This is a genomic window from Mesorhizobium argentiipisi (SeqCode) (genome assembly GCF_037179585.1).
GTDB classification, from domain to species: Bacteria; Pseudomonadota; Alphaproteobacteria; order Rhizobiales; family Rhizobiaceae; genus Mesorhizobium; species Mesorhizobium argentiipisi.
This window is the reverse complement of sequence record NZ_JAPYKO010000035.1, coordinates 18,795-45,550: the sequence shown is the minus strand read 5'-3', so window position 1 is coordinate 45,550 and position 26,756 is coordinate 18,795. Positions and strand designations below refer to the sequence as shown.

Annotated in this window: 26 protein-coding genes, 2 tRNA genes and 4 pseudogenes; 11 read left to right on the top strand and 21 right to left on the bottom strand. The window is 62.3% G+C overall.

The genetic code is table 11. The features are described from left to right. Positions 1 to 263: 263 nt before the first annotated feature. The 5 genes from O7A05_RS30155 to O7A05_RS30135 form a co-directional block, all read right to left on the bottom strand. The gene (locus O7A05_RS30155; protein WP_337096847.1) at positions 264 to 1,751 is read right to left on the bottom strand and encodes a M81 family metallopeptidase; all 1,488 of its coding nucleotides are present in this window, start codon (positions 1,749 to 1,751) and stop codon (positions 264 to 266) included. A gap of 107 nt (positions 1,752 to 1,858) precedes the next feature. Then, entirely contained in the window at positions 1,859 to 2,623 is a 765-nt protein-coding gene (locus O7A05_RS30150; RefSeq protein WP_415927076.1) for an ABC transporter permease, read from the bottom strand. 79 nt (positions 2,624 to 2,702) lie between these two features. Next, positions 2,703 to 3,587, bottom strand: a complete 885-nt coding sequence (locus O7A05_RS30145; RefSeq protein WP_415927074.1) for an ABC transporter permease — start codon at positions 3,585 to 3,587, stop codon at positions 2,703 to 2,705. After that, the gene (locus O7A05_RS30140) at positions 3,584 to 4,687 is read right to left on the bottom strand and encodes an ABC transporter ATP-binding protein (protein WP_337096846.1); all 1,104 of its coding nucleotides are present in this window, start codon (positions 4,685 to 4,687) and stop codon (positions 3,584 to 3,586) included. Before O7A05_RS30140 ends, O7A05_RS30145 begins: the two co-directional genes overlap by 4 nt. A 104-nt stretch (positions 4,688 to 4,791) precedes the next feature. Continuing rightward, entirely contained in the window at positions 4,792 to 6,192 is a 1,401-nt protein-coding gene (locus tag O7A05_RS30135; RefSeq protein ID WP_337096845.1) for an extracellular solute-binding protein, read from the bottom strand. Between O7A05_RS30135 and O7A05_RS30130 the strand changes: the two genes are divergently transcribed. From O7A05_RS30130 to O7A05_RS30100, 7 genes and pseudogenes are all read left to right on the top strand, one after another. After that, positions 6,167 to 6,895, top strand: coding sequence for a GntR family transcriptional regulator (locus O7A05_RS30130; RefSeq protein ID WP_337096844.1), 729 nt, complete (start codon positions 6,167 to 6,169; stop codon positions 6,893 to 6,895). The genes O7A05_RS30135 and O7A05_RS30130 overlap by 26 nt on opposite strands. Positions 6,896 to 6,986: 91 nt before the next feature. Continuing rightward, a complete protein-coding gene (locus O7A05_RS30125; protein ID WP_337096842.1) occupies positions 6,987 to 8,345 on the top strand; it encodes an aspartate aminotransferase family protein in 1,359 nt (452 codons plus the stop codon). After that, positions 8,345 to 10,084 carry an acetolactate synthase catalytic subunit gene (locus O7A05_RS30120; protein ID WP_337096840.1) on the top strand — a complete coding sequence of 580 codons (1,740 nt, stop codon included), beginning with the start codon at positions 8,345 to 8,347 and terminating at the stop codon, positions 10,082 to 10,084. Before O7A05_RS30125 ends, O7A05_RS30120 begins: the two co-directional genes overlap by 1 nt. Continuing rightward, positions 10,032 to 10,862, top strand: a complete 831-nt coding sequence (gene fabG, locus O7A05_RS30115) for a 3-oxoacyl-ACP reductase FabG (RefSeq protein WP_337096839.1) — start codon at positions 10,032 to 10,034, stop codon at positions 10,860 to 10,862. The genes O7A05_RS30120 and fabG overlap by 53 nt, the downstream gene beginning before the upstream one ends. 36 nt (positions 10,863 to 10,898) lie before the next feature. After that, positions 10,899 to 12,314 carry an amidohydrolase family protein gene (locus O7A05_RS30110; RefSeq protein ID WP_337096838.1) on the top strand — a complete coding sequence of 472 codons (1,416 nt, stop codon included), beginning with the start codon at positions 10,899 to 10,901 and terminating at the stop codon, positions 12,312 to 12,314. Between the two features lie 86 nt (positions 12,315 to 12,400). Further along, complete coding sequence (locus O7A05_RS30105; RefSeq protein WP_337096874.1) at positions 12,401 to 12,697, top strand: hypothetical protein; 297 nt, start codon at positions 12,401 to 12,403, stop codon at positions 12,695 to 12,697. Beyond that, positions 12,687 to 13,271: pseudogene (locus tag O7A05_RS30100) on the top strand (type II toxin-antitoxin system VapC family toxin). Before O7A05_RS30105 ends, O7A05_RS30100 begins: the two are co-directional and overlap by 11 nt. A gap of 156 nt (positions 13,272 to 13,427) precedes the next feature. Here O7A05_RS30100 and O7A05_RS30095 read toward each other — a convergent pair. Together O7A05_RS30095 and O7A05_RS30090 are read right to left on the bottom strand one after the other, a co-directional pair. Next, positions 13,428 to 14,522 (bottom strand): amidohydrolase family protein, encoded by a 1,095-nt coding sequence (locus O7A05_RS30095; protein WP_337096837.1) that lies wholly within the window; start codon positions 14,520 to 14,522, stop codon positions 13,428 to 13,430. A 59-nt stretch (positions 14,523 to 14,581) separates the two neighbouring features. Beyond that, positions 14,582 to 15,211, bottom strand: a pseudogene (locus O7A05_RS30090) (transposase); the annotation flags it as partial. 68 nt (positions 15,212 to 15,279) lie between these two features. On the opposite strand from O7A05_RS30090, the pseudogene O7A05_RS30085 reads away from it, so the two are divergent. Further along, a pseudogene (locus tag O7A05_RS30085) lies at positions 15,280 to 15,738 on the top strand (transposase); the annotation flags it as partial. Between the two features lie 69 nt (positions 15,739 to 15,807). Next, positions 15,808 to 16,206: pseudogene (locus O7A05_RS30080) on the top strand (IS481 family transposase); the annotation flags it as partial. A 37-nt stretch (positions 16,207 to 16,243) separates the two neighbouring features. Here O7A05_RS30080 and O7A05_RS30075 read toward each other — a convergent pair. From O7A05_RS30075 to O7A05_RS30030, 10 genes are all read right to left on the bottom strand, one after another. Further along, a tRNA-Phe gene (locus O7A05_RS30075) sits at positions 16,244 to 16,319 on the bottom strand. Positions 16,320 to 16,541: 222 nt separating this feature from the next. Beyond that, complete coding sequence (gene yacG, locus O7A05_RS30070) at positions 16,542 to 16,763, bottom strand: DNA gyrase inhibitor YacG (protein ID WP_337096835.1); 222 nt, start codon at positions 16,761 to 16,763, stop codon at positions 16,542 to 16,544. A 13-nt stretch (positions 16,764 to 16,776) separates the two neighbouring features. Then, a complete protein-coding gene (locus O7A05_RS30065; protein WP_337096833.1) occupies positions 16,777 to 17,403 on the bottom strand; it encodes a Maf-like protein in 627 nt (208 codons plus the stop codon). A 19-nt stretch (positions 17,404 to 17,422) separates the two neighbouring features. Continuing rightward, positions 17,423 to 17,641 carry a translation initiation factor IF-1 gene (gene infA / locus O7A05_RS30060; protein ID WP_006200926.1) on the bottom strand — a complete coding sequence of 73 codons (219 nt, stop codon included), beginning with the start codon at positions 17,639 to 17,641 and terminating at the stop codon, positions 17,423 to 17,425. A gap of 195 nt (positions 17,642 to 17,836) precedes the next feature. Next, a complete protein-coding gene (locus O7A05_RS30055; protein WP_415927075.1) occupies positions 17,837 to 18,247 on the bottom strand; it encodes an arsenate-mycothiol transferase ArsC in 411 nt (136 codons plus the stop codon). Positions 18,248 to 18,386: 139 nt separating this feature from the next. Further along, entirely contained in the window at positions 18,387 to 18,872 is a 486-nt protein-coding gene (locus tag O7A05_RS30050; protein ID WP_337096829.1) for a UPF0262 family protein, read from the bottom strand. 2 nt (positions 18,873 to 18,874) lie between these two features. Then, on the bottom strand, positions 18,875 to 20,167 hold the full coding sequence (gene hisD / locus O7A05_RS30045) for a histidinol dehydrogenase (RefSeq protein WP_337096827.1): 1,293 nt from the start codon (positions 20,165 to 20,167) through the stop codon (positions 18,875 to 18,877). 7 nt (positions 20,168 to 20,174) lie between these two features. Beyond that, positions 20,175 to 20,609: a DUF2948 family protein gene (locus tag O7A05_RS30040; RefSeq protein ID WP_337096825.1), complete on the bottom strand. Its 435-nt coding sequence runs from the start codon at positions 20,607 to 20,609 to the stop codon at positions 20,175 to 20,177. A 346-nt stretch (positions 20,610 to 20,955) separates the two neighbouring features. Beyond that, positions 20,956 to 22,248: a UDP-N-acetylglucosamine 1-carboxyvinyltransferase gene (gene murA / locus O7A05_RS30035; protein ID WP_337096823.1), complete on the bottom strand. Its 1,293-nt coding sequence runs from the start codon at positions 22,246 to 22,248 to the stop codon at positions 20,956 to 20,958. 138 nt (positions 22,249 to 22,386) lie between these two features. Then, positions 22,387 to 22,611 carry a hypothetical protein gene (locus O7A05_RS30030; protein ID WP_337096821.1) on the bottom strand — a complete coding sequence of 75 codons (225 nt, stop codon included), beginning with the start codon at positions 22,609 to 22,611 and terminating at the stop codon, positions 22,387 to 22,389. 350 nt (positions 22,612 to 22,961) lie between these two features. Between O7A05_RS30030 and O7A05_RS30025 the strand changes: the two genes are divergently transcribed. Continuing rightward, a tRNA-Thr gene (locus tag O7A05_RS30025) sits at positions 22,962 to 23,036 on the top strand. Between the two features lie 45 nt (positions 23,037 to 23,081). Here the strand turns inward: O7A05_RS30025 and O7A05_RS30020 are convergent. Next, the gene (locus O7A05_RS30020) at positions 23,082 to 23,828 is read right to left on the bottom strand and encodes a GGDEF domain-containing protein (protein ID WP_337096820.1); all 747 of its coding nucleotides are present in this window, start codon (positions 23,826 to 23,828) and stop codon (positions 23,082 to 23,084) included. A 258-nt stretch (positions 23,829 to 24,086) separates the two neighbouring features. Then, positions 24,087 to 24,866 (bottom strand): thermonuclease family protein, encoded by a 780-nt coding sequence (locus tag O7A05_RS30015; protein WP_337096818.1) that lies wholly within the window; start codon positions 24,864 to 24,866, stop codon positions 24,087 to 24,089. Between the two features lie 134 nt (positions 24,867 to 25,000). Here O7A05_RS30015 and O7A05_RS30010 point away from each other — a divergent pair, with 134 nt between their 5' ends. Continuing rightward, on the top strand, positions 25,001 to 25,534 hold the full coding sequence (locus O7A05_RS30010) for a hypothetical protein (protein ID WP_337096816.1): 534 nt from the start codon (positions 25,001 to 25,003) through the stop codon (positions 25,532 to 25,534). A gap of 34 nt (positions 25,535 to 25,568) precedes the next feature. On the opposite strand, the gene O7A05_RS30005 is transcribed toward O7A05_RS30010, so the two are convergent. Together O7A05_RS30005 and O7A05_RS30000 are read right to left on the bottom strand one after the other, a co-directional pair. Further along, the gene (locus tag O7A05_RS30005; protein WP_337096814.1) at positions 25,569 to 26,129 is read right to left on the bottom strand and encodes a hypothetical protein; all 561 of its coding nucleotides are present in this window, start codon (positions 26,127 to 26,129) and stop codon (positions 25,569 to 25,571) included. Continuing rightward, the gene (locus O7A05_RS30000; protein ID WP_337096812.1) at positions 26,126 to 26,689 is read right to left on the bottom strand and encodes a L,D-transpeptidase; all 564 of its coding nucleotides are present in this window, start codon (positions 26,687 to 26,689) and stop codon (positions 26,126 to 26,128) included. Before O7A05_RS30000 ends, O7A05_RS30005 begins: the two co-directional genes overlap by 4 nt. Between the last annotated feature and the right edge of the window lie 67 nt (positions 26,690 to 26,756).

Below are 26,756 nucleotides of genomic sequence, written 5' to 3'. Positions count from 1 at the left end.
GACGGAGCGCTTTTTTGCAGCGAGAGACACGAGAATTTCCGCTGCTGGAATCCCTCCTGGGGATGCAGTCCTGTCCAAAAGCAACGCTTACTCAGAGGAGGGTTTGCGTTCTCCCGCGGGAAGTCGACCCGGAACGCGGCCATGCCGCCGAGAAAAAAATCTGGCGCGACAAAAATCTGGCCCCTAGACAGTTCCGAAGGGTTTCCAGTTCACTGCCACGCCTTCGCGCTTCAAAGATCGATCGATACTGACCGCGAAAGTGCTCAGTATGCAACCGACCTGACCTGAGGGTTGGAGATGTCGTGCTCAGGCCAGAACCTGGCTTTCTTCCGGTGCAGCAGTCCGCGGGTGTAGTAGCCAATCCCTGGGGTCGCGACGCTGAGCGGCGAACCTATCCCAGCGAAATTCAATTTGAAATGATAGCCGGACTTCACGACGACGAAATCCTGTGCGGCGACATCAATGCCCTGGCTCGTAAAAGCCGCCGGGTCGTGGCTGAAGCCGGGCTTGCTCGTCAGCATGATGCTCAGCCGATCATCGACAAGAAGCACCGCCGTGTCCCCAAGTGACGAACCTTCGCCGGCGCCGAACTGTCCCTTGATCACGAAGCGGCCATCGCTCAGGCCCGCGACGACGCCGGAAACCCTCAGAGGCACGAAACCCGGCGTCATCCGCCCGCCAATGTCGAGCGTGACATGAGCGCCAATCCCGGCCTTTGCGGCTGCCTCGACGCTGACTGGATCAGTGACCGGAATGGCGCCGCGCAGGCGATCGCCATGAGCAAGCGCGCGTTCTATGATCACCGTGCTGTCGCCGGGCGCTCCGGCCAGAACGCGATCTCCCATATCGGCCAGAATATAAGGGCGCCGGTCGCGATCCTGCGCGATGAGGTCAAGGGCTCCGTCGATGGTGAGAAGATCGTCGCGAAATTGGTTGCGCCAGGTCCAAAATAGCTGGGCGAGGTCCGTCGCAACTGCTTGGGCTCGCTTGCTCTGACCATGGGTCAGCACGACGACCGCCTGGCCCATGTCTGTGTCATCCGCGTGCGGATAGACATTGAACAGAGAGATGTCCCGGATTTCCGGATGAGCCGACGTACAAGCCCGTGCACGGGCATGAAGCTCGGCTAGCGGGCCGGCGGTGGTTTCCGCTGCGCCTGGTAGAATCATGGGCACCTTGGCCACCGTGAGGACGGGCTCCAGCTTTCCATCCAGAACGTCTGCCACGCATTCGACGACGCGCTCGCCGCACAAAATCACATCCGAATGTGGGTTTTCCTTGCATGCGATGCAGATATCGACCGATCGCAGCATGGCGGGCGTAACATGGGCATGCAGATCAAGACCGACACCAATCGGGACGTGAGGCCCGACTGCCTCGCGCAGGCGCGTGAGTAGGTCGCCTTCGGCATCCGACACCTCGTCTGTCGCCATGGCGCCGTGCAGTTCAAGCGCGATCGCGTCATATCTTTCCTTGCGAGCCTGAGCGATCAGCGCGTCGCGTATCAGAACGTAGAAGTCGTGAGCCACCAAACCGCCAGGCGGTGCAACCGCCGAAACGGTCGGGATCGTCTCGTAGCCGAGTTCCTCGGCACGATTGACGATGCCGCCAAGGGTCGTCCCAGACTGCCTTGCATGCGCAATCAGATCTTTGCCCCGCCTGATTTCGAAGCGGTCGCGCGAAGTGATCTGCGGGCTGAAACTGTGCGATTCATGAAAGAAGCGCCCGACAAGTATCCGTCCTTCGGTCAACTCTGTCTCCCAAGGATGATGTTTCGCCTCCGGTTCATGTGATGGCGTCGTCCGATGCTCCAATGTGTCATCCGCTCGGCGCGCGCAGCTTGCTCGAGCGAAGGGCCTCAACCGGGGCGGCCTTGGCCACTGCGATGTCGTGCGATCTCGATAGTGCTCATGAGGAACAGCGACACCAGGGTAAGCACAGCCGAAACGGCCGCGATGACGGGCGTCAGATTGAAGTCGATGTCCTCGAACATCTTGCGTGTTATTGTCTTGCCCTCGATGCCGGAGATGAAGAAGGCGACGGTTGCTTCATCGAAAGAAGCAAGGAAGGCGAAGACCGCACCCGCGGCGACCCCCGGCCGGATGTTCGGCAGCATGATGTGGAAGAACGCCTGCAATCGCGTGGCACCGCAATTAAGCGCTGCGAGCTCGAGGTTCGGATCGAAACGCTGGAGGGCGGCGCTGACCGTGATCACCACATAGGGAACCGCGAGCATCGAATGGGCAATAACGAACCCGTAGAAATTACCTGTCAGCCCAAGCGGGGCGAAGACCAGATAGAGCGCAACCGCAATGACGATGTGGGGCACAATCAGCGGGGCTAGCGTCAAGGCCTGCAGAAACTCTCTGCCAGGCAGCTGGCCTCGGACCAGGGCGACGGCCGCAAGTGTGCCGATGATGGTCGCCGAAACTGTCGTCGCGACCGCTATATGAAGGCTGAACCAGGTCGCCGCCATCCAGTCTGGATCGGTGAAATACGCCTCATACCACCTGAAGGTCAGGCCATGCGGCGGGAACTCGATGTAGGGCGAGGTGCCGACCGACATAGGAATGACGATCAGCGTCGGCAGCAGGAGGAACAACAGGATCACCCCGATCACCATCGCAGCGAGAATCGTCGCCGCATTGATGGCGAGAGGGCGCTTTTCTCGGGCAGCTCGTTCGGCGAGAACCAGGTCAGCGTTAGCCAAGTTTGAACCCCTTGTTGAGCGCGAGCGCGTGCCGGAAGACAATGGCCAGCAAAAGTGTCGCGAATAGCAGAGCGGCCGCCAGAGCTCCTGCGAATGACCAGTCGAGAAGTTCCGTCGTCTGCTGGCCAATCAAGGTCGACATCATGAGCGTGCTTGGCCCACCGACGAGCGCCGGGGTGATGTAGAACCCGAGCGACAAGATGAAGGTGATCAGCACACCCGCACTCACGCCAGGACTGCTCAGTGGCAACGTCACGCGAACGAAGGCCTGAAGGCTGCCGGCGCCGAGATTGCGCGCTGCCCTGACAAGGTCGTCGGGAATGCTGCGAACCACCGAGTAGATCGGCAAAATCATGAATGGCAGCAGAACCTGCGTCATCGCCGCAATCACGGCGCCCTGCGTATAAAGAAGCCGCAACGGCGCCTCGATCAGCCCTGTCTCGATCAGCGCGTTGTTGACGACGCCATTGCGCTGCAGGAGCACTATCCATGCGTAGGAGCGAACGAGAATGCTCGTCCACAAGGGGATGAGCACGCATGCGGCGATCAGCAGCGCGGTCCGCCAGGAAACGCGTGCCATGGCCAGGGCCACGGGATAGCCGAGCAGCAACGCAAATGCGGTCACGACGAAGGCGATCTCGAACGTGCGCCACAAGACAAGCAGAAAGAGCGGCTCATGCAGGATACGCGCATAGTTCGCAAGCGTCGCTTCCGGGACGAAGATGCTGCCCCAGAAAAGCTTTCCGACCGGATAGAGGAAGCCGCCGAAGAGAAGCACGACAAGTGGGGTGATGAGGGCCAGCGACAGCATCGGCCCGTATTGTCGCGCCGAAGTTGGGCGGCGTCTCTTTGCGAGGGGTTTGGTGGCCATCGTCACTGCCTCCGCTTGCGAAAGATTTGCACGGCCTGGCTTGGAATGTTCAGGCCGACGCGATCGCCTTCCCGAGGCGGCGACATGCCATGATCCGTGCTGGCCTGGACATGGAGCAGCTCGCCGCCAGTCAGGCGCACGAGGTAAGTCCGGAACGAGCCGACGAAGATCACGGCTTCAACGACGCCGTTGAGCGGCCGGTTATCGCTGTCTCCCGGGGGGACCATTCGTATCGCTTCCGGGCGCACGGCGAGACGCATTTTTTCGCCGGGCTCGGGCGGCGTCGCCAGAGCGGGTGGACATTCCTTCAGATAAATGAATCCACTCTGGCCCAGACCAAACTCGAGACCGGTTCCGTTGCAGCTATGACAGACAGCCTCGAGGAAATTCGTCTTGCCCACGAAATCGGCGACGAATGGCGTGGCGGGACTGTCATAAAGCTCGGTCGGTGAACCAATTTGTTCCAGCGAGCCGTTGCGCATCACTGCGATGCGGTCCGACATCGTGAGTGCTTCCTCCTGGTCGTGGGTCACATAAATGACGGTTACGCCCAGGCGTTGCTGGAGGCGCTTGATCTCGATTTGCATCTGCTCGCGCAGCTTCTTGTCGAGTGCCCCAAGCGGCTCATCCATAAGAAGCACAGGGGGCTCGAATACAAGCGCGCGCGCCACTGCAACGCGTTGCTGTTGCCCACCCGAGAGCTCGCTCGGCAGGCGTTTGCCACAGTCTTGAAGCTGGACCAGTGCCAGAGCGTCTGCGACGCGGCGCGCGATCTCGGCTTTCGCAACCTTGCGCATTCGCAGCGGAAAGGCGACGTTATCGGCAACCGTCATGTGGGGAAACAGCGCGTATCGCTGAAACACCATGCCGATATTGCGCCAGTTGGGTGCAACATAGGTCACGTCGCGATCGCCAATCCGGATCGAGCCTTCAGTTGGGACCTCGAAGCCGGCAATCATCATAAGCAATGTAGTCTTGCCGGACCCCGATGGGCCGAGCAACGAGAGAAATTCGCCAGGACGAACCTCGATGTCGACCCCTTCGACAGCGCGAACCGCGCCGTATCGCTTACCCAGGCCGCGAACCGATACGCTTGCTCCATCCACTGCTCGCCTACCTCCGTAATTCCAAAGTTCAGGCACCGCTCCTCAGCGTCGCCACGTCCGACGGCACTGGCGTTTCTGGCATTGCGCGATTGGCTGCGCTCAATTCAGCTTGCGATCCAAGTGCTCCAGCGCTGCAGGACCTTCTGGCGGTTTGCCGCAAGCCAGTCGCGGTCGACACGAACGATGTTCGACCAGTTGGCCGCCTGCAGCACGCTTGAGGCCTTGGCGTCCGCTGGCAGGAAATCGAGAGCTTTGCGCTGAGCCGTCGAGCCGAAAGACTCGGCCGCGAACTCGGCATGTGCCTTCGGTCGCGTGTAGATGAAATCGAGCAGCGCGAGCGCGGCGTTCGGATGCTGAGCGCCTTTGGTCACTGCCCAGAACGCGGCGTCCAACGGCGCGCCGTTCCAGCTGATGCCGAGCGCAATCCCCTCGCTGCGCAGCCGGAAGGCGCGCCCGGAAAACAGCATTGCCATCACCACTTCGCGCGTCCGAAAGATCTGCTGGCTCTGATCGCCGCTCTTCCACCAGACCGTGACATGCGGCTTGATCTCGTCCAGCTTGTTGAAGGCGCGATCAACGTCCAGCGGGAACAGCGCATCGCGGGTGATGCCATCCGCCTCGAGTGCTGCAATCAATGTCCACCACGGATTGCCGATGTTGGGTAGCGCCCTCGGTCCAGGGAAAGTCTTCACGTCCCAAAAGTCCGCCCAGCTTGCCGGCTGAGCCTGGCTGTCAGCGAAGCTGCGCTTGTCGAATGCAAGAACGCCGCCTCCGATATCGAACATCACGCCCTCGCGCAGGCATGAACCGTCGACACCCTGGCCGGCCACGTCAGGCAGCGCCGCGCAATCGCCAAGGTCGCGAAGCAGGTCTGTGACGTCCGGGGTCAGCGAGTCAATCGAAAGGGTGATGACGTCCCATTCAACCCTTCCAACAGATGCCATCGCCTTCAACTTGGCGAGCTTTTCACCATAGCCGCCGCCGGTCGCGATCACCTCTATTCCCGTGGCTTCCGTAAACGGGAGATAGAAGTGCTTCTTGACAAGATCTCCATAGGCCCCAGTGCCGCCAGCCACCACGACTTGTCGCTCGCCCGCCTGGCGTGCGCGCTGGACGAGTTCATCCAAGGGGGCAGCCATGACACGTTCCGGCCATGCCAACCCAATCCCCGCGACCGCGGCCGCTTCGGCCACTAGATTGAGCACTCTGCGCCTGTTCATCGACAGTCCCGCGAACCCAAACTCATCCATCCTCAGCCTCCCTGCTAAGCGCTCGATCGTGTCGGCTTTTAAAATATGAAATTTGATGTAACAAACTGTCCATATTTCTGTCAAGCCTTCGTAAGCCACCGTTTTTGAATCCGCTGGCAATGGCCATGCCCTAGCACTAGGGTTTGGCCGCATTTCCGCAGCGAATCGGGCGGGCAAGCTTTTATGTGAGCTGCCGGCTTCCTTGCAGGACGAGATGGGTGGATCACCGATGTTTGCTGCGCCAAAAAGGGGCAAGGAAGGGCTTCCGGGCGATCTTGCGCCGATCAGCCGGCACAGGGGCCTGGGTGAGACCGCCTATGCGACCTTGAAAGATTCGCTCATTCGCGGAGCAATGCAGCCAGGCACCAAGCTAACTCTTCGTTCGGTTGCCGAAGTTCTTGGTGTCAGCACGACGCCCGCACGCGATGCCATCACGCGGTTGATCGGGGAGGGTGGATTGGTCAATGCGGGCCCCAAAACCGTGATCGTCCCCTACCTCAGCCTCTCAGACCTTGATGAAATCACCGCAATTCGCCTTTCTTTGGAAGGCCTGGCGGCCGAACAGGCCACCAGCAATTTCACCGAGGCGGATATTCATGAACTAGAAGATTTGCAGGAGCGCATCAATCGCGGTCTGGATGAAGGCCGATACACTGATGTGCTCGACGCCAACAAGGATTTCCACTTTCTGATCTACCGCCGCTCGGGCATGAGCCGGCTCGTGACCATCATTGAATCCTTGTGGCTTCGGATGGGGCCTGCATTCAACGGCCTTTACCCGGAGTTTGCGCAGTCGCGGACCGGTGTTTCCAACCATTTGTGGGCTTTGCGCGGTTTGCAGGACAGGGATCCGGCGGCGGTGCGGGCCGCAATAGAGAACGATATTCGTAGCGGTTATCGGCGCCTGTCCTCGCAACTTGTTGCCGCTGGGCAGGACGAAGCTGAAGTGCCCACCTGAATTTTTTGTTGCATCAAATTCTAAAATCTGATTTCCCTCCATGGTATTCAACGGCGCATCGGTAGATGTGGACCAACCATGGAGGTGAGGTGTGTCCAGTTTCCAGACTTTCCACGAAACCGCTTTCCCCCCTGGGCCTCAATCGCAAGCATTGTTTGAGCGCGCTCATGCAGTATTCCCGGACGGGACGACCCGCATCACGGTCGAGCGGGATCCGTTTCCTCGCTACATTGCGCGCGCAAAGGGGGCCTATCTGACCGATGCCGACGGGAAGCGCTTCCTCGACCTCAACCTGAATTTTACCACGCTCATACACGGTCACGCCTTCGAACCTATTATTGCTGCCGTCGAAAGCCAAATCAGGAACGGCACTTGTTTTGCCAACCCTACGGAGGCGGAAGTCGAGCTCGCCTCCCTGTTATGCGCCCGCGTGCCCCGGCTCGAGCGCATCCGCTTCGTCAATACTGGGACGGAAGCCGTCATGTTTGCCGTCAAGGCAGCCCGGGCGTTCACGGGACGATCGCGGATCGCCAAGATCGAAGGCGCTTATCACGGCGCTTATGACTGGGTGGAAGTGGCCCAGGCAAGCGTGCCGCAAAATTGGGGGCCTCCAGATAGCCCGGCGGCAACCCCTTACTACCGCGGCATGCCGGCGTCGGTTCTGGACGATGTGATGGTGCTACGCTTCAACGATGCGGCTCGGGCGCGTGAATTACTGAGCAGACACGCCAGCAACATCGCGGCCGTCGTCATCGATCCGATGCCCAGCCGTGCTGGGCTCATCGCTCCCGAACCGGAATTCGTCACTGCGCTCCAGAAAACGGCGCGCGAGCACGGGATACTCATCATCAGCGACGAAGTGCTCAATTTTCGCCAGGCCTCTCACGGCGCCGCGGCGCGTTACGGCATTCAGCCGGACCTGTTCGCCCTGGGCAAGATCATCGGCGGCGGGTTCCCCATTGGGGCGGTTGGAGGTCTGGCCGATGTGATGAAGGTGTTCGACGGCAGCGCTGGCCGGCCATTGGTTCCGCAGGGCGGAACGTTTTCGGCGAATCCGATCTCTATGGTGGCGGGCCATGCCGCGATGAAGGCCCTCGATGAAATTACCTTCGCCCGGCTTGAAAGGTTGGGGAACGCACTGCGCAATCGTCTGGAGGACGCAATCGCACGGGCAAATGCGCCCTTTAGCGTGACGGGGGCGGCTTCGCTCTTCCGCATCCATCCGAAGCCGAGGCCTCCACGCGAGTTTCGCGAAGCGCATTGGAACGCTGCCGAAGCCAAGGTCATGACAGAGATGACACGATCTTTCGCAGGGCACGGCATCCTTCTTCCCGTTGGCGCGGCGGCTTGCCTGGCAACGACCATGGGGGAGGTGGAGGTCGACGCCGTCGCGGGCGCCCTTGAAGCATTCCTGGACCAGAATGCCGAGCTCGTGGAGGAGATTTCGTGATGTCCGCTGACGAAACCGTCGCAACGCGCGTTGCCCAGGCCCTGAAGCGCCACGGGGTTGAGCTCATTTTCGCACAAAGCCTGCCCTCAGCCGTCATCCTGGCGGCAGAGGCGGTTGGCATTCGCCAGATCGCCTACCGCCAGGAGAATATGGGAGGCGCAATGGCGGATGGATATGCGCGCCGATCCGGCCGCATTGCCGTGGTCGCAGCTCAGAATGGTCCGGCCGCGACATTGCTGGTCCCACCTCTTGCCGAAGCGCTCAAGGCAAGCGTGCCGATCGTGGCGCTCGTCCAGGAGGTGGAGCGCCCGCAATTTGACCGCAACGCCTTTCAGGAACTCGATCACGTCGGCCTGTTCCAACCCTGCGCCAAGTGGGTCAGGCGCGTCATTACGGCGGAGCGTGTAGACGACTATGTCGATGCCGCCTTCACGGTCGCCGGCAGTGGTCGCCCGGGTCCGGCGGTGCTGCTGCTGCCAGCGGACCTTTTGCGGGAGCCTGCGCCCAAATCTCTACATCCGCGTCTGGCGACGCTTGGCTCATGGCCGATCGACCGGTCGCGCCCAGGCGATGCAGCCATCGCAGCGGCGGCGGAACTGCTCGCGGAGGCGCGCCTGCCGGTCGTCATGGCCGGTGGCGGAGTCCTGACGACCGGCGCTCCTCAGGCCTTGGCTCGCTTGCAGGAGACGGCGCACCTGCCGGTCGTGACGACAGCCATGGGCAAGGGGGCCGTGAGTGAGACGCACCCGCTGTCGCTCGGCGTGCTCGGCCCGCTCACCGGCCCGGGATCGTTGGGGCGCTATTCGCGACAGTTTCTTGAAGAAGCCGATGTGATCCTGCTGGTCGGGACGCGCACCAATCAAAACGGAACCGACAGCTGGCGCTCGCTTCCGCGCTTCGCACGCATCATTCATCTCGACGTCGATCCAGGCGAAATCGGTCGCAACTACGAGGCGGCACTACGCCTCGTCGGCGACGCCGCGGAGACACTCAACGTGCTAGCGGAGGTGCTCACTAGTCGTGACCTGTCGCAGCGCCGCGCGGGCCGCGAAAAATTGGAGCGACAGATCGCGCGAACGCGTGCTGCTTTCGAGGCAGACCGCGGGACGATCTTGGCGCGCAATGCTACGCCGCTTCGGCCTGAGCGCATCATGACTGAGCTTCAAAACTGCCTTACCCCTGAGATGACGGTCGTGGCCGATGCCAGCTACTCCTCGATGTGGGTGGTGGGTCAACTCACAGCCCTCAAACCGGGGCAGCGTTTCCTCACGCCGCGCGGCCTGGCCGGACTTGGCTGGGGGCTGCCGATGGCCATCGGCGCAAAACTCGCTGAACCTCAGGCGCCCGTCGTCGCGCTGGTCGGGGACGGTGGCTTTGCCCATTCGTGGGCAGAGCTTGAAACAATGGTTCGCCTTGGCATCGGCGTTACCGTGATCGTCCTCAACAATGGCGTGCTCGGCTATCAGAAGGACGCCGAAACCGTGAAGTTTGGCCACTACACCAGTGCCTGCCATTTCGCGCCCGTCGACCATACGGCAATCGCCAGGGCGTGCGGCTGCAATGCCATGAAAGTCGAGAGGACCGAAGATGTAATGCCCGCGCTTCGAGGCGCACTCTCAGCTGATGCGCCGTGGTTGATTGATATCGCGACGGATCCCGATGCCCATCCGTCGCTGTCTCTGTTTGATGGAACACTCGACCGGTCTGAACCTTCCCGCTTTGCCATGGAGGAGGTCTGATGGCGGATCTCGGCGATGGAACGCCGGTTGCCGTCATTACCGGGCTTCCAGCGGCATAGGCTTTGCAAGCGCAGATGCGCTCCTGCGGGCCGGCTACCGTGTCGCCTTCTTCAGTCAGCAGCCGGAACGCGTCGCGACGTCCACCCGCGCCTTGGCCGGTTCTTATGGGAACGAGCGCGTACGATCCGGGGTGGTTGATCTGCGTGACCCGGAGGCGGTGCGTGGCTTCTTCAGAGACCTCAGATCGGATTGGCCAGCGCCGGCGGTTCTGGTGTGCAATGCCGGATACTCACCAAAGCGAAACGGCGGACGCGTTCCGATCGAGGAAATCGAGCTCGCTGACTGGCATGAGGTGTTGGCGATCAATCTGACCGGTGCGATGGTTTGCTGCCAATGCGTGTTGCCTGCCATGGCCGAGCGCCGATACGGACGCATCGTCTTCATCGGGTCACTCGCCGGTCGAACCATGCCGCGGATCGCCGGCGCGGCCTACACGGCATCCAAAAGTGCCCTTGTCGGCTTCGCTCGCTCCATCGTCAGCGAATATTCGCAATTTGGCATCACAGCCAATACGATTACGCCCGGCCGTATCGTCACCGACATGGCGGGTCCCACGGATTCGCCGGTCAACCAGGAGTCACTGGCGCGCATCCCGATCGGCCGTCTCGGCCGGCCAGAAGATGTCGCTCGCGCCGTTACCTTCCTGGTGGCGCCGGACGCCGATTTCGTCAACGGCGCGGTGCTCGATCTCAACGGTGGTGAATTCACGCCTCCTTGAGTCTCGTGGAAACCCTCATCTAACTCGGATCATTTCATGCCAATCCCGACCGCTTCCTTCGCGAGGTCGCCCGAATCGGGCCGGCCGGAACACTGCGATCTCATCCTTCACAACGCGAGGATCCTGACCGTGGACGCGAATGACCGCGTCGTAGCGGGCGGCGCTATTGCCGTTCGCAACGGACGCATTGCCGCGCTTGACCGCCAAGAGCGGATCCTCGCCACATACAGCTCGGATGAATTGTTCGACGCGAAAGGCGGCGTCGTCCATCCGGGCTTCATCGACGCGCATGTCCATATCTCGCAATATACCGCGCGCAGCGTGCTGCCGTTGATGGAAGGGACGTCCATCACCATGGGCCACTGGAAAGGCGAGCTGACACCGGAAGATGAGTATGCAAGCGCCCGCCTCGCTGCTCTCGATTACCTGAAATGCGGGTACACGGGTTTTGTCGATCCCGGCACCATTTTTGCGCCCGACGCGGTCGCGCCTGTCGCGGACGAAGCTGGTATCCGTATCTGGCTCACCGATCCTTATGTCGCCGACAATGCTGAGGCGCTGGCTGAAAACCTGCCTGAACTCACCAGCCAGAGTTTTCTTGCACGCTGGCCAAGAAGCACACACGAAGCGCTGAAGAGACTTGGCTCCCAGCTTTTTCGCAACAGCAACCGCGACAGCCTGGTCAAGGCCTTTGTCGGCCTCTACGGCGAGGCGACTGACTCGCCCGAACTATACAAAGCCGCGCTCGACCTTGCCTCGGATCACGGAGTGAGGTTGCAAGAGCATCTGGGATACCTCCCGGCTTTTCAGCTGAAGCGCGAAAAGGCGCTAGGGCGGCCGGTGCTGAAATGGTTCGAGGAATGTGGCTTGCTCGCTCCGCACGTGACCTTCATCCACATGAACCTGGTTCGTGAGGATGAGATTTCCCTTCTCGCCAGGCGCGGGGTGCGGGTGGTCTGGTGCCCGTGGGGTCAATTGCAAATGCTCGGACAACCCGGCGCTGACGCGCGCATGGTGGAACTGCAGCGGTCGGACGTGGCCGTAGGCATTGCGAGCGACATTCCCCGGGTCGCGGATTTCGACGCGCTCGGAACGCTGGCTATGTCGGCGGCCGCCGCTTCGGGGCGGCCTGCAAGCCCAAGTGAGATCCTGCGTATGCGCACCATCGGAGCCGCGGCGACTATAGGAGCGGAAGAAGAACTTGGCAGTCTTGAGCCGGGCAAGCGCGCCGACTTCGTGGTCCGGAGCCCGACGGCTTCTGTCAATTTCGGCTTCGATCCGGGCCTCGAGACGGCTGTCATTGGCGGTCGCGATACGGTGGACGCGGTGTTTGTCGGCGGCCGCCAGGTGGTTCACGCCGGCGAGGTCGTCTCACTAGATGCGGATGCCGTCGTCGCGGAAGCGCATCGCTCAGCGCACGCGCTTGCCTCCAGGATCGCTCTCGGCGGTTGAGCAACGCTCGCGCCATCGGGTCGAGCCGATCACCTTGCATGAACGTTGAACATTATCTATTTGATGTTCAACACGAGGAGGTTGGCATGGGCGCTCGAATCCATACGGCTACAGACAGCGAAACAACGGTCGCGCTCACCCGCAACAAATTGGTGCTCGAGCAGGCGAGGGCAGTTGGTCTCCTTGGCTCCGCCAAGAACACGCGTCTGTCAGGAAGAGTATCGTCGGAGCTGATCGAAGCGGCCAAAAAACGGGCTCACGTCACATCGGATACGGAGCTGTTGGAACTGGCCTTGTCGCGGCTGGCGCTGGAGGACGACTTCGGGGCGCGTCTCGTGAAGCGCAAGGGTAGCATCCCCTCGGATATCGATCTTGGGATTTGATCTCTCCGAAACTCTGAGATTGCTAAAGCCCCAGAAGCGCCGGGGAACACTTGCGCGCAGGCCCGACGAGGACCTGCCGTGGGTTGACGATGAACCCACTGTTGGTGGCCCTCTATTTCTGGACACGACAGTGTATCTGGATGTTCTGTAGGGGCGATCGCCGGCACAGCTGGATAGGCTTCTGACATACAGGCTATGTCATCACTCCGCCGTGTGCCTTTCCGAGCTGACATATGCATTCGGTCGGTTGGACCCGAACCACACGGCGACGAAGACGTCGCTGACAGCTATCCGGGCGACCGTCGCGGACATATCTGAGCATCGGCTCCACGCTCCCGATGCTGCCCTGTGGGGGCAGGCGGGCATCCTGGCGGGCCTGCTTTTCCGTCTGAGCAGTTTGCCGAAAGGCGAGGGCCCAGCGCGCAAGTTCGTCAACGACGCACTGGTTTTCCTGCAGGCGCGACAGCTTGGGGCGAGTGTGCTCACGAGAAACATTCGTGACTTCGACTTTCTTTCACAACTCGTCCCGACAGGCCGAGTTGTGCCGTACCGAACGCCGGAACAGTCCACCTAAGTCGACAAAGCAAAAGCTTCGCGATCCTCTACGTTTGTCTCGGCAGCAGGTGCCGCGCCAGTCAGAGGCCTCGACACGAGAGTTTGCTTAAACTGAACCGTATGGCGATGTCGTCAAAGCCCTGTTCGACCGCGCCGGCTTTGCGCATGAGCCTCCTCAGGCAAGGCCAATGCGAGCGGCCAGGCGGCGCACCGACTCTTGGGCGCGAGAAATGACCGCATGAATGTCGGCACGCAGCACCTCGCCCTGGCTCACGACACACTCGCCATTGACGAAAACAAATTCGATACTTTGGGCATCGGCGAGAACGCCGAATTCGAGCGCGTGGTCGCATCCCAAATTTTCGGAGACGTCTGGCCTGCGGACCACGAAATCGGCGCGCTTGCCCGCCTCAAGGCTGCCGAGCTCCGAGGCGGCGCCAATCGTGGCGGCGGATCCGATCGTGCGCATGCGCAGGATTTCGCGGCCCGACGCTGCCAATCCTGTTGCCGCCGCTGTGACCGTGGCCAATGATCCGAGGCAATTGAAGTGCACGGCGCGGGGAATGTCGCTGGCGATGCCGACCTTTACCCCGGCGCGATGCAATTCCACCATCCGGCCTTCCGCGCCGCCTCGGCCGAGCATTTGCAATTGCCCATAGGGGCACCACACGATTCCGACTTCGTGCGCGGCGAGGATCTCGACATCGCCGCTATGGACCGCATTCATTTGCACGAAGGTGACATGGCCATTGAGCACGCCCCGGTCACGCATGTGCTCCATCAGGCCGGTGCCGATCGCCGATTCCCGCTGACGATATAGCAGCGGCGAATAGCCCAGATGCTCCTGCATCTGTACGCCGTGCTGGCGTGCCAGGTCGAAAGCAGCGCGAAAGAGTTCGTGAGAGTCCGTGCCTTCGCCATAGAGGCCTATAAATGCTCTGACCCGACTGTTCGGGTCCTTGTTGCGGAACAGCTGAGAGCCCAGGCGGCGAAGGGCCTCGTCACGGTTCTTCGGCCAGCGCGCGAGAAATGAATCATTGGCGAGTTCGGGAAAGTGTCTCTTCAGTTCCACGCCGGCGTCGGCGACATAAGCGTCGGTCAGCCAGATGCGAATGCCGAATTCGTCCGAAACGAACGCAACCGCGTCCGGCGAGAAGATGGTGCCTGGGTCAACGAAGCCGGTGTGCCCGCTCTTCAGATAATCGACGGCTGCCAGGGCGGCACTGGCATGCTCGTCTTCCGGAGTCAGGGCGCTTTTCCAGTCGCCCATTGTAACGCCCCTTCCTTCCATCGAGGAGAGAACGCTGCGAGAAGTGTACTGGGAGATATGGCCGGCTCAAGCCGGCGATTGCGGGCGTTTGTTGCCATGGTGGCATCCGGGTCGGTGACGCAGACCTTTTTGAACTTTCCGGTTTTGCGGCTCTTTCTCAGTGCCGCTTCCGCATCCTCGTTCGCCGCACTCACCGCATCCATGTGACGAACCGCCAGGCTGTCCCAGCTCACGTCGGCCCGGATCAGCGAAGCATCGACATGGACGATCTCGCCCTTGGCGATCTTGGCGTCGATACAGGCCTGCACCGTGCGCTGAAAGATCCGGCGAAACCGTTCTTCGCCCCAGCGCTGGCGGATGCGTGTCAGGGAAGAATGATCGGGAAGTGCTTCATGCAGACCATAGCCGACGAACCACAGGATGGCGATGTTGACCTGGGCCTCGCGCATCAGCCTGCGGTCGTGGACCATCCCAAGCAGGAAACCCGCAAGCATTAGACGGACCGCAACTTCAGGATCTATTCCCGGGCGGCCGTTGCCGTCGCAATAGAGATCCGCCACCTCGCCGCGCAGCCACGACAGATCAAGCACGCGATCGACCTTGGCCAGGATATGATCATCAGGGATGAGCTGTCGCAGCGAGCCGGTCATGAACAGTTCGAGTTGATCTCGTTCTTTCCGACCCAGCATCGCGAATCCTCCACCGAATCAACGATTGATCAATTGAATCAGTGGGGAAGGACTTCTTCAACAGCCCCCGCGTCCACTTCATGAGGAACGTGCTGGCCCATGCCGGCAAGAGCGGCCGCAGGGTCGTCTCAGCCTTCATCGCCACCGCTTTCGCCCAGGAGACGCCCGAGGCCGCGTCCGTACAATGGCGCGCCGTCGCCGACCAGATCCGGCCAAAGGTGCCGAAGCTGGCGACAATCATGGACGACGCCGAGCCCGACGTGCTGGCCTACATGACCTTCCCGAAGGAACATCGCGCCAAGCTCCACTCGACGAACCCGATCGAGCGTCTCAACGGCGAGATCAAACGGCGCACCGAGGTCGTCGGAATCTTCCCGAACGACGATGCGATCGTGCGCCTCGTCGGCGCAATCCTGCTCGAACAGAATGATGAGTGGGCCGTCCAGCGAGCCCGCTATATGACCCTTGAGACAATCAGCCAGATGAGTGATGATCCCCTCATCAGCCTGCCAGCAGTGGCGCGCTGATCAGCCCGGCCCATGCCGGAGAGCTCGGCGACCAATGCCGCCAGTTACACCACATCCCGGGACAGGATCCCGGCAGGCGCCAACTTCCTTCAGCAGCAGGCCAGATTCGATGACTTCATCGACGAGTTCAACTCAGAGCGCCCGCATCAGGCGCTCGGCATGGACTGCCCGGCCGAGCGCTACACGCCCTCAAAGCGCCCCTATGCCGGCTTGCCCGATCTCGAATATCCGTTTCACGACAAGGCCGTCACCGTCACCACCTGCGGCCGCATCTGCTACAATCGCAGGAAGATCAATCTCAGCCTCGTCTTTGCCGGCCAGATCGTCGGCATCAAACAGGTCGAGGACCACATCTGGCTGGCTAGCTTCATGGACTACGATTTGGGATACTTCGATGATGAGACATGCAGGCTCGAACCACTCCAAAACCCCTTCGGGCCAAAAGTGTTACCCATGTCTCCGGTATAAACCGTAACCTATGTGTCCGGAACGGACCAAAGTGAAATGGTGCCCAGAGGCGGATTCGAACCACCGACACGCGGATTTTCAGTCCGCTGCTCTACCAACTGAGCTATCTGGGCCTGCGCCGGCTAACATGAACCGCCCGCCGGATTTCAGAGGAGCGCCAAGCGGCGCCCCTTGAAAGCGCGTGGGTTATAGCACGGGTATCTTGGCTGTCCAGAGCAATTCCCGGAAAAGTGCGCGGCTCCATGCCGCTCCTGACCTACGTAAAAACAAGCACTTAGCTTAGGCGCTGGCTTTGTCGCAAAGAAAAATTGCTGGATAACAGCGGCCACCGCCGCTCAATCCTCGTCCTCGAGCGAGGGACTAGGCTTGGGCGCGTCGTCCTCTTCCTCTTCCCCGTCACGGCCGGGGATGACATAGGCGCCTTTCAGCCAGCGATTGAGGTCGATGTCCTTGCAGCGCGCCGAGCAGAACGGATAGTGCTCGCGCGCCGACGGTTTGCCGCATTCGGGGCAGGGCCGCTTCGGCCTCAGCGGTGTTACTTTGTCGCCCGAACTCATGTGCAGACTATGCTCATGAGCGCGTGGCGTGCCAGTTCTGGTGCGGCTTGAAGCCTTCGCCGGAAAGCAGCGCCACGCTCTCGTAGAGCGGCAGGCCGACCACATTGGTGTAGGAGCCGACCAGCTTGACGACGAAGGAGCCGGCCAGGCCCTGCACGGCATAGCCGCCGGCCTTGCCGCGCCATTCGCCGGACGCCACATAGGCGTCGATCTCCTCGCGCGGTAGCCGCTTGAAGCGAACCCTGGTCTCGACCAGCCGCTGGCGCAGCTTGCCACCGGGCGTGATCAGGCAAATGCCGGAATAGACCCGATGCGAGCGGCCGGAAAGCAAACCGAGGCAATTGATGGCGTCGTCGATCGTCTCGGCCTTGGGCAGGATGCGCCGTCCGACCGCGACCACCGTGTCGGCGGCAAGGATGAAAGCGGGCGCATAGTCCTCCTCGCTTTTCAGCGAGGCCAGCGCCTTCTCCGCCTTGTCCTTGGAAAGGCGCTTGGCCAGCGAGCGCGGATGCTCGGCGCGCAGCGGCGTCTCGTCGACATCGGCGGGCAGCACCCGGTCGGGCTCGATGCCGGCCTGTTGCAAAAGTTCGATGCGGCGCGGCGAACCCGAGGCAAGCACGAGCTTCTGCAGGATGCTCATCGCGCTTCGCGCCGGACTGTTATTTGAAACGGTAGGTGATGCGGCCCTTGGTCAGGTCGTAAGGCGTCATCTCGACCAGGACCTTGTCGCCGGTCAGCACGCGAATGCGGTTCTTGCGCATGCGGCCGGCCGTGTGGGCGATGATTTCGTGTTCGTTTTCGAGCTTCACGCGAAACATCGCATTGGGCAGCAGTTCGGTGACCACACCTGGAAACTCGAGGACTTCTTCCTTCGGCATTCGATACCTTTGCTTGGATTGCGGTTCCGGCGCCTAGAGCATGGTGCCGAAAAGTGTGAAGCGGTTTTCGGACGACATCATGCTCTACTCATGATCTGGAGTCGGATGATTTCAGGTCGAACAGACCTGAAATCATCCGACTCCTACCGGAATTTGCGCGGAACCTATATGATAATCATCCGCTTGTGAACAAGCTTAATCCGGGGCGCTTTCCGCCCCCGGTGCCGCAAAACGCCGGCTTATGCGCGCTTTCAGCCGCTCGCGCACGTCGCGATAGGCGGCCATGATGTGTTCTCGGGTGCCGCCTGTGTCGGTCGGGTCGGGCATCGGCCAGTATTCGACCTCGACGGCGAGCGAGCGGGTGAGCTCGAGCGCCGCATGATGCGCCTCCGGCGCCAGCGTGACGATCAGGTCGAAATAATCGTCCTCCATATCCTCCAGCGTCCTGGGTTGGCGCTCGCCAAGCGAGAGGCCTTCTTCGGCGAGCACCGCATCGACGAACGGGTCGCGCTCGCCGGCGCGCACACCGGCTGAAGCGACGAAGGTGGTGGCGGGAAGCATGCGGCGCGCCAGTTGTTCCGCGATCGGCGAGCGCACGGCGTTCATGCCGCACAAAAACAGGATCGAATACGGCAGCGCGGCCACTAGAGCATGATCCCAAAAAGTGGGAACCGGTTTTCGGAAAAGATCATGCTCCAACAAAGAACCGGATCAGGATGGTGTTTCAACGAAACATCATCCTGATCTAGCCCCGCCAGTGCAGCACGCACACCAGCGTGAACAGCCGGCGCGCCGTGTCGAAATCAATCTCGATCTTGCCGGCAAGCCGGTCCATCAGCGTCTGCGAGCCCTCATTGTGCAGGCCGCGCCGGCCCATGTCGATCGCCTCGATATGGCTCGGCGTCGAGGAGCGGATGGCCTCGTAATAGCTTTCGCAGATCAGGTAATAGTCCTTGACGATGCGCCTCAGCGGCGTCAGCGACAGGATGTGGGTGACGACGTCGACGCCGTTCTCGCGGCTAACGGCAAAGACCAGGCGGGACTCGGCCAGCGAAAGCTTGAGCTTGTAAGGACCCGCGCCGTCATCATTGACCGGCCGAAAGCTGTTCTCCTCGATGAGGTCAAAGATCGCCACGGCCCGCTCGTGCTCGACGTCGGGCGTCGAACGTCCAATCGATTCGTCGAGCTCGACATCGATCAGCCTGTCGCGGGTTTGGTGGTGGCCGGACATCGCTACATGTTCAGCCTGATCGCGACGGAGCGGGCATGGGCATCGAGCCCTTCGGCCTTGGCGAGCGCGATCGCGGCAGGCGCCAGCGCCTTGAGCTGCTCCGGCCCGAGCTTCAGGATCGAGCTGCGCTTGACGAAATCGAGCACCGACAGCCCGGAGGAAAACCGCGCCGAGCGCGCCGTCGGCAAAACGTGGTTGGAGCCGCCGACATAGTCGCCGATCACTTCCGGGGTGTGGCGGCCGATAAAGACGGCGCCTGCGTTGCGCATCCTGGAAAGGAATGCCTCGGCGTCGTCGAAGGCGAGCTCGACATGCTCTGCGGCGATCCTGTCGACCAGCGGCAACGAGGCCTCGAGCGTCGGCACCAGGATGACCGCGCCGAAATCGCGCCAGCTGGCCCCGGCCGTCTCGCCGCGCGGCAGAACTTTCAGCTGGCGTTCGACCGCCTGCTCGACCGCCTTGCCGAATTCTGCGTCGTCGGTGATCAGGATCGACTGGGCCGAAACGTCATGCTCGGCCTGCGCCAAAAGGTCGGCTGCGATCCAGTCAGGATCGTTGTCGGCGTCGGCCACCACCAGCACTTCCGACGGCCCGGCGATCATGTCGATGCCGACCGTGCCGAACACCTGCCGCTTCGCCGCCGCGACATAGGCATTGCCCGGTCCGACGATCTTGGCGACCGGCCTGACCGTCTCGGTGCCATAGGCAAGTGCTGCAACGGCCTGTGCGCCGCCGACGCGGTAGATCTCCGCAACGCCGGCAAGGTCGGCCGCCACCAGCACCAGTGGATTGATGACGCCGCCCGAGGCCGGCACGACGATGACGATGCGCTCGACGCCGGCGACCTTGGCCGGCACGGCGTTCATCAGCACCGAGCTTGGATAGCTCGCCGTGCCGCCCGGAACGTAAAGGCCGACGGCTTCGATCGCTGTCCAGCGCGAGCCGAGCTCGACGCCGGCGGCATCCGTGTAGCGGTCGTCCTTCGGCTTCTGCCGCTCATGATGCGAACGAATACGGTCGCGCGCGAATTTCAGCGCCTCGATGGTCGCCGGATCGGCCGCTTCATAGGCCTTGGCGATGTCGTCCCTCGACACGGCGATGCCGAGCTTGCCGAGGTCGGCCTTGTCGAACTTCAGCGTGTAGTCGATCAGCGCCTTGTCGCCCTCGGCGCGCACGCGCGCGATGATATCGCGCACCACGGCCTCGACATCGGCCGACACTTCCCGCTTGGTGGTGAGGAAGGCCGAAAAACGCCGCTCGAAATCGGCGTCCTGCTGTCGGAGCGTAATCGCCATTGCGTTTTTAGCCTCTGTGCACAGGTCGCGAGGTGGCTTCCCAGGAGCCGCCGACATCGGCAAGCCGCGCCTCGACGCATTCGACGTCGAGCATGATGGTGCCGCCGCCCGAAAACACCAGTTCGACGATGCCGGCCGGCTTGCTGATGGCGATGAAGCTGACCGCCAGCAGCGACAGCACCTCGGCCGGCTTGTCGCGCGGGATGCCGCTGGTCTTGGCGCCGAGCACGCGGTCGAAATGCAGAACGCTCTGCCGGCGTTCGTTGTGCTGGCGAAACAGGCCGGATTTCGCCTCCCAGACGAAGCGGTTCATGGTCAGCACGAAACGCTTGGCCGCCGGCAGATATTCGAGGTCGGAGACCTTCATCACGGCGTCCTGGACATGTGCCGAAACGATGCTCAGATCCTGGTCGTCGAGCGCGATGAGCTTGAGAGCTGCCATGCGGAATGCGCACCTAAGGTTGGTTTCAGCCTTCTGTTAGGCGGTCTTTCCAGTCCGTGCAACCTCGACACGGACGCAGCAAAAGGCAATCACGTCAGCTCTGTGGTGCTCCTCATCGCCCTGCCGGGCACTTCTCCCGTATAGTGGCGGGGAGAAGGGGCGCTTTCGCCGGCGACTTCGCCAATCGCGAACGTTTCAGGAAGGGCGCCACGACTGCGGACAGCCCTTCTTCCCGTTTTACGGGGAGAAGGTGCCGGCAGGCAGATGAGGGGCGGCGCCGATTTCGAAAATTGGCGGCCCCAACACGCGAGAGGCTTATTTGTCTCGGGCACCTGCTTCGTGCCTATCAGCCCGAAATGCGCTCGATCACCGCGCCGCAGCCGGAGAGCTTCTCTTCCAGCCTCTCGAAGCCGCGATCAAGATGATAGACGCGGTTGACCGTGGTCTTCCCTTCGGCCGCAAGGCCAGCGATGACAAGCGACACCGAGGCGCGCAGGTCGGTCGCCATCACGGGAGCGCCCTTGAGCTTGGCGACGCCTTCGACGATCGCCGTCTGGCCGGAAAGCGTGATGTGGGCGCCAAGGCGCGCGAGCTCCTGCACATGCATGAAGCGGTTCTCAAAAATCGTCTCGGTGATGCGCGACTTGCCCTTGGCCATGGTCATCAGGCCCATGAACTGCGCCTGCAGGTCGGTCGGGAAGGCGGGGAAGGGGGCGGTGGTCACGTCGACCGGCGCGATGCCTGAGCCGTTACGCTTGACGCGGATGCCCTCATTGGTCGGCGTGATCTCGGCGCCGGTCTCGACAAGAACGTCGAGCGCGGTCTGCAACAGGTCCGGACGGGCGCCGGCGAGCATCACGTCGCCGCCTGTCATCGCCACCGCCATGGCATAGGTGCCGGTCTCGATGCGGTCCGGGATGACGCGCACGCGAGCCCCCGACAGCACCTCGACGCCGTGGATGGTGATGGTCGAGGTGCCGGCGCCGTGGATCTTGGCGCCCATGGCGATCAGGCATTCGGCGAGATTGACGATTTCCGGCTCGCAGGCGGCGTTCTCCAGCACCGTCTCGCCCTTGGCGAGCGAGGCCGCCATCATCAGCACGTGGGTAGCGCCGACTGAGACCTTCGGGAAGACGTAGCGATTGCCGACCAGGCGGCCATTCTTGGCCTTGGCGATGACATAGCCATTGTCGACGTCGAGTTCCGCGCCAAGGACCTGCAGGCCCTCGAGGAACAGATCGACCGGGCGCGTGCCGATGGCGCAGCCGCCGGGCAGCGACACCTTGGCTTCGCCCATGCGGGCAAGCAACGGCCCGATCACCCAGAAGGAAGCGCGCATCTTCGACACCAGCTCGTAAGGCGCGGTGGTGTCAACGATATTGCGGGCCGAAAAATTGATCGTACGCGAATAGCCTTCCTGCTGCTTTTCGCGCCGGCCGTTGACGGAATAATCGACGCCGTGATTGCCGAGGATTCGGATCAACTGCTCGACATCGGCCAGATGCGGCACGTTTTCGAGCGTCAGCGTATCGTCGGTGAGCAGCGAGGCGATCATCAGCGGCAATGCCGCGTTCTTGGCGCCCGAGATCGGAATGGTGCCGGCCAGCGCGTTGCCGCCGACAATTCTGATGCGATCCATGAGAAATGTCCCCTCGGCCCGAACAGGCCGCTTCAATCGGTTGAGTGTGCCCGGCTTAGACCATTGGCCGGCTTGGTTCAAGAAATAGGATTTTCTTGAAACCGAACCGACTATGGCCGGGCAGTATGGCTGATTTGGTCAGTCCTTGTGCATTTTTCCAGCAGCCGGCAACCCTTCGGATCTTTGATCCGCATCGCGGGCGCGCTGCTTGTCAGAGTCGCGGGCGCGCTGCCTGTCAGCGTCCCCGGCGCGCCGCGACCGCGTCTGCGCCTTGCGCTTCTGCAGATTGGCGCGCAGGGCCTCGGCCAGCCGGTCCTTGCGCGCGCCGCTGCCTTTTTTCGCTGGATTTGCCTCGTCGTTCATCGTCCGATCCCTGGCCGGTGGTCAGCCGACCGCGATTCCGCAAGGGCCGAGCAATTCCGGGAAAAGTGTAAACGGTTGATCTCGGCGCCTATGGCGTAGCCTTCCGACCGGAATTGCGTCAAACAAAAGATAGAGCGGTTCGCCGTTTCCATGAAACGGTGAAAAACGCTCTATCATTTTCGCGCGACCATGTCATGAAAGCGGGCCGGGAAGCCGGTTTCGCGCTATCGATCAGCCGCGCATGCCGCCTCAAACCCGCATAATCGTCGGCAAGAAACAGATGCGACGCTTTGGGTTTTTCTTGGCCTTGCGCTTGCCGGTTCGATATGGCAGAAGCGCCGCCATCGCAGGCTGCGGTAGCTCAGTGGTAGAGCACTCCCTTGGTAAGGGAGAGGTCGAGAGTTCAATCCTCTCTCGCAGCACCAGTTTTCCGAAACACCGACATGAGCTCTTCCGGCGATCGCGCCGGCTCAGTTGGTGACATGCGACAGCCGCAGGCCGGCTTCGTCCGGGGCCTCGGCCATGCCTTCCTCCGCGAAGCGGAACATGTCCTCGAATTCCAGCTCACGTTCGAAAATGACGCCGCCGACTTTGATCGCAAGCACGTCCTTGTCGCCTTTCGGCGCGAAATAGATCTCGCCGACCGTGCCGCGAATGCGCTCGCCGACATCCTTGGCGTCGTCTTCGCTCGCGCCCGGCAGGAAGACGCCGAACATCGAGGTTCCGATCCGGCCGATCAGATCGTCCTGGCGCACCGCGGATCGGATCGCCGATGCGATCAGCCGCAAGGCCTCGTCGCCCCATTCGAGACCGAAGCGCAGGTTGATCGATGCCAGATGTTCCGGATGGATGACCAGAAAAGCGCCCGAGCGCGGACCGGCCGGTCTCTGCGCCCTCCTGTCGACCATCGAGGTGAACACCTTGCCGTTCAGGCAGCCGGTCAGCTGGTCATAGGTGCCGGACCGGGTGAGTTCCTGCCGGTAGCGGCGAATCTCGATCTGTTGCCAGCCGACGAGGGCAAACAGCGGCAGACCGATGACTATTGGCACGATGATTGCCGTAACGGCCCCGCGGCCGAACGGCGTCAGGCTGTCGCTGAAAAGCAGCAGGTAGTTCAAGCCGAGCGAAAGCCCGACGCTGGCGGCAGTGCCAAGCACGGCCAGCAAGATGAGGTGCTTCCACGTTTGAACCGGCGCTGTCGGTGTTCTCGCGGTCAAGGGCCAATCTCCTGTTCGACGCATGGCTTACACGAGGTCCGTTACAATTTCGGTGTCAGGGAAGCTTACAATTTGATGCAAGTCGGCATCTTCTCCGTGGCAAGCTGGATCCGGCACACAAGGCTGCCGCAGCCGGCGGCGTGCGCATTTGACGACCGGCCTGGCCAATCCAGGCTTTAGGAGGGCTGAACCGCCCTGACCATTCCGCTTTCACGCAGGTCCGGGACGGAACCGGCCGCCGGCTTTCCCGCGGCGGCGCTATTGCGGCGGGCCGAAAATGCCCATCCGGGCGTTTCTCGCCACCACTTCCGCCTTGCCGTAGATACCCGTGGGAGCCGCCATCGCCCAGCCGTTGGAAACCAGCCAGGCGCCGACATCCTGCTTGCCGAGGACGCAGGGCACGGCGATGGCGAAACGGTCGACGTCCGGCGGCAGGAGGCATTTAAGCGCCCGGCCGCGCAGCCAGGCGTTGAAGGCGGCCCGCGCCCGCTGGCCGCAGGGCCAGGTGGTGTCGTCGAACGTGCAGGTTCTGTCGGGGTCGACGTCGACCGTGCCGCTGATGGCGACCGTGCGTCCCATGGCTTCGAAGATCGCCGAGGAGGTCGCGACCGGACGGAAGAGCAGCATCTCGCGCCAATCCTGCGGCATCGGCGTCTTCGGTGCCGGCGCAAGCCCGAGTTCGCCAAGCGGAGGACGCGGCTCGATGCGCTCGATCCCGGACATGTCGAGCGGCGGCGGCGCAATGAGGTCCTCGGCGATCTTGCGTGCCGGCTGGCCCGGTTGCGTGTCATGCATCGGGGTGGGCGAGGCCGGTTTAGGATCGCCGGCGTCCTGGACCGGCGCGATCGAAGCCGGCTCGGACGGCAGCCAGCGTCCGCCCTCGGCGATCAGCACCATGCCTGCGAGCAGCCCGAGGCCGCCGAGCGCGGACGCTAGCAACGGGCGGCCGGGCGGGTTCGCTTGGCTGACGCGCGAACCTCCGCCGGGTCGTGCAGGCTGTCGATGATGCTGCTCGAGCCCGTTAGCTCCTGCCGACACGGCACCACTCCGACCGTTGACCCGGATCACACATTAGACATGAGCGACATTCCTTGAAAAGCAAGGCGTTGCGTTAAGCGTCGCGCAACCAATGCGGCCTAGAATCGCTCAACGGACGTCGAGGGGATGACATGATGCGCAAGCCGATACTGCTTTTTGCTTTTCCTGCCCTAATGCTGCTTCTGCTGGCGGCGGAGCGGATGGCGGCGCTGCTGCTCGGCTTCTATCCGGCGAGCCCCGCTGTGTGGCACGCCTGGCTCGAGCTGCGCCCGTTCTCGACCATGTTCTGGCAGCAGGCGCATGTCTATCTCGGCGGGTCGATGGCGCTCGATGCGGCCATTGTCGTCTTTGCGGCAGGCGCCTGCTGGATGATTTGCCACGCAAAAAGGTCCGCCGGCTTCTTCCTGGCCAATCACGCCGCGCTGATCTTTGCAGGCAAGATGATGGCGCTGAGCAGCAATGCGGAAACAGCGAGCACCATTGCCGCCTTCACCATACCGAACGGCTTGCACTTCTCACTGATGCTCGATTTCAACGCCGAAAATTGCCTGGTGCTGTGCCTCGGTCTCGCGGCCTGCGCCTATTGCCACGTCGCTTTCCTGCGCGAGGCAAGGCGGCGCGCCGAAGCCCGCGCGATCCGCATTCTTTCACTGCAGCGCGATCTGTAACCGGCTGGCTCAGTCGGCGGCGAGGGCCCGCGGGCTAGTTGATCTTCTTGTAATAGACCTTGCCGTCGGGCTGCTGGATGCGTTGATAGGACGGATTGGGGCCGGGAGGCGCGGCCTTACGCTTGAACGAAGGTTGCGTGGCGGCGGGGTCGGCGCCGCCTTCATCGGCCGCGGACGCGTCCGCCACCCTGGTGTTGTCGAGCAAGGCCGGCTGCGTCGCGCCGGACGCCGGTTCGCTGGCTGCGACCAGCTGGCCTTGCTCCAGTCTGGCGATATTGCCGTTGATCTGGCCGAAACTCGCCTGCAACTGGCGGTCCAGCGTCTCGAATCGGCTCTGGAAACCGTTGTTGACGGTGTCGATGCGGGCGCCGATGCGCTGCTCGAACTGGCCGAGCTTTTCCAGCCGCACCTCCATCACCCTGAGGTTGCTGACGCCGCGATAGAGATAGACCGCGGCTGTCACATTGACGACGGTGACAAGCAATGCGCCGGCCGCGATGACGCCGATTATCTTGGCCCGGCTGGGTTTTCCCGGAGCGGCTTCCCGTTGACCGAGTTCGATTGCCGGAGCGTCCGGCTCGCTGATCATCGTCATTCAACCACCACCTTTGCGCCCACCGCGACGCGTTTGAAGAGATCGATCACATCGGTGTTCGTCAGCCGGAAGCACCCGGACGTGCCGTCGAAACCGACACCCTTGGGGTCGTTGGTGCCATGGATGCGATAGAGCGTGTCCCGCCCCTCGCGCGAAAGGTATAGCGCTCGGGCGCCGAGCGGATTGTAGGGACCGGCAGGCACAATCGCCGGCAGTTCGGGCTGGCGCGCGCGCATCTCCTTGGGCGGGCGCCATTGCGGCCATTCGGTCTTTGACGCGATCTTCACCGTTCCGGTCCAGCCGAAGCCGTCGCGGCCGACGCTGATCTGGTAACGCAGCGCCTGGCCCTGGCCCGCCACCAGATAGAGCGCTTTCTCGCTTTTGCGGATGACGATCGTTCCCGGCTGCTCGCGGGTCTCGAAGGCGACCACCTTGCGCAGGCTAGGCCCCATGGCCGGCAGCGGCGGCAGACTTGACCCGGCCATCGCCACGTCGCAGGCCGACGCCAGCGCGATGCCGATCAGGCCGGTCGCGGCAAGACGCCCGACCATGCGAAGCATTTGCTTTGCCGCAATTCCGGACGGAAGGCTACGGCGAAGTCGCCGAGCCCGACCGCTTCGCACTTTT

What these genes read in the sequence shown, in the direction of transcription:
- O7A05_RS30150 (WP_415927076.1), bottom strand. Translation starts at nt 2,623, where the DNA reads ATGGTGATCGGGGTGATCCTGTTGTTCCTCCTGCTGCCGACGCTGATC.
- O7A05_RS30130 (WP_337096844.1), top strand. Translation starts at nt 6,167, where the DNA reads ATGTTTGCTGCGCCAAAAAGGGGCAAGGAAGGGCTTCCGGGCGATCTT.
- O7A05_RS30120 (WP_337096840.1), top strand. Translation starts at nt 8,345, where the DNA reads ATGTCCGCTGACGAAACCGTCGCAACGCGCGTTGCCCAGGCCCTGAAG.
- fabG (WP_337096839.1), top strand. Translation starts at nt 10,032, where the DNA reads ATGGAACACTCGACCGGTCTGAACCTTCCCGCTTTGCCATGGAGGAGG.
- O7A05_RS30110 (WP_337096838.1), top strand. Translation starts at nt 10,899, where the DNA reads ATGCCAATCCCGACCGCTTCCTTCGCGAGGTCGCCCGAATCGGGCCGG.
- O7A05_RS30105 (WP_337096874.1), top strand. Translation starts at nt 12,401, where the DNA reads ATGGGCGCTCGAATCCATACGGCTACAGACAGCGAAACAACGGTCGCG.
- O7A05_RS30095 (WP_337096837.1), bottom strand. Translation starts at nt 14,522, where the DNA reads ATGGGCGACTGGAAAAGCGCCCTGACTCCGGAAGACGAGCATGCCAGT.
- yacG (WP_337096835.1), bottom strand. Translation starts at nt 16,763, where the DNA reads ATGAGTTCGGGCGACAAAGTAACACCGCTGAGGCCGAAGCGGCCCTGC.
- O7A05_RS30065 (WP_337096833.1), bottom strand. Translation starts at nt 17,403, where the DNA reads ATGAGCATCCTGCAGAAGCTCGTGCTTGCCTCGGGTTCGCCGCGCCGC.
- infA (WP_006200926.1), bottom strand. Translation starts at nt 17,641, where the DNA reads ATGCCGAAGGAAGAAGTCCTCGAGTTTCCAGGTGTGGTCACCGAACTG.
- O7A05_RS30055 (WP_415927075.1), bottom strand. Translation starts at nt 18,247, where the DNA reads ATGAACGCCGTGCGCTCGCCGATCGCGGAACAACTGGCGCGCCGCATG.
- O7A05_RS30050 (WP_337096829.1), bottom strand. Translation starts at nt 18,872, where the DNA reads ATGTCCGGCCACCACCAAACCCGCGACAGGCTGATCGATGTCGAGCTC.
- hisD (WP_337096827.1), bottom strand. Translation starts at nt 20,167, where the DNA reads ATGGCGATTACGCTCCGACAGCAGGACGCCGATTTCGAGCGGCGTTTT.
- O7A05_RS30040 (WP_337096825.1), bottom strand. Translation starts at nt 20,609, where the DNA reads ATGGCAGCTCTCAAGCTCATCGCGCTCGACGACCAGGATCTGAGCATC.
- murA (WP_337096823.1), bottom strand. Translation starts at nt 22,248, where the DNA reads ATGGATCGCATCAGAATTGTCGGCGGCAACGCGCTGGCCGGCACCATT.
- O7A05_RS30030 (WP_337096821.1), bottom strand. Translation starts at nt 22,611, where the DNA reads ATGAACGACGAGGCAAATCCAGCGAAAAAAGGCAGCGGCGCGCGCAAG.
- O7A05_RS30010 (WP_337096816.1), top strand. Translation starts at nt 25,001, where the DNA reads ATGCGCAAGCCGATACTGCTTTTTGCTTTTCCTGCCCTAATGCTGCTT.
- O7A05_RS30005 (WP_337096814.1), bottom strand. Translation starts at nt 26,129, where the DNA reads ATGACGATGATCAGCGAGCCGGACGCTCCGGCAATCGAACTCGGTCAA.
- O7A05_RS30000 (WP_337096812.1), bottom strand. Translation starts at nt 26,689, where the DNA reads ATGCTTCGCATGGTCGGGCGTCTTGCCGCGACCGGCCTGATCGGCATC.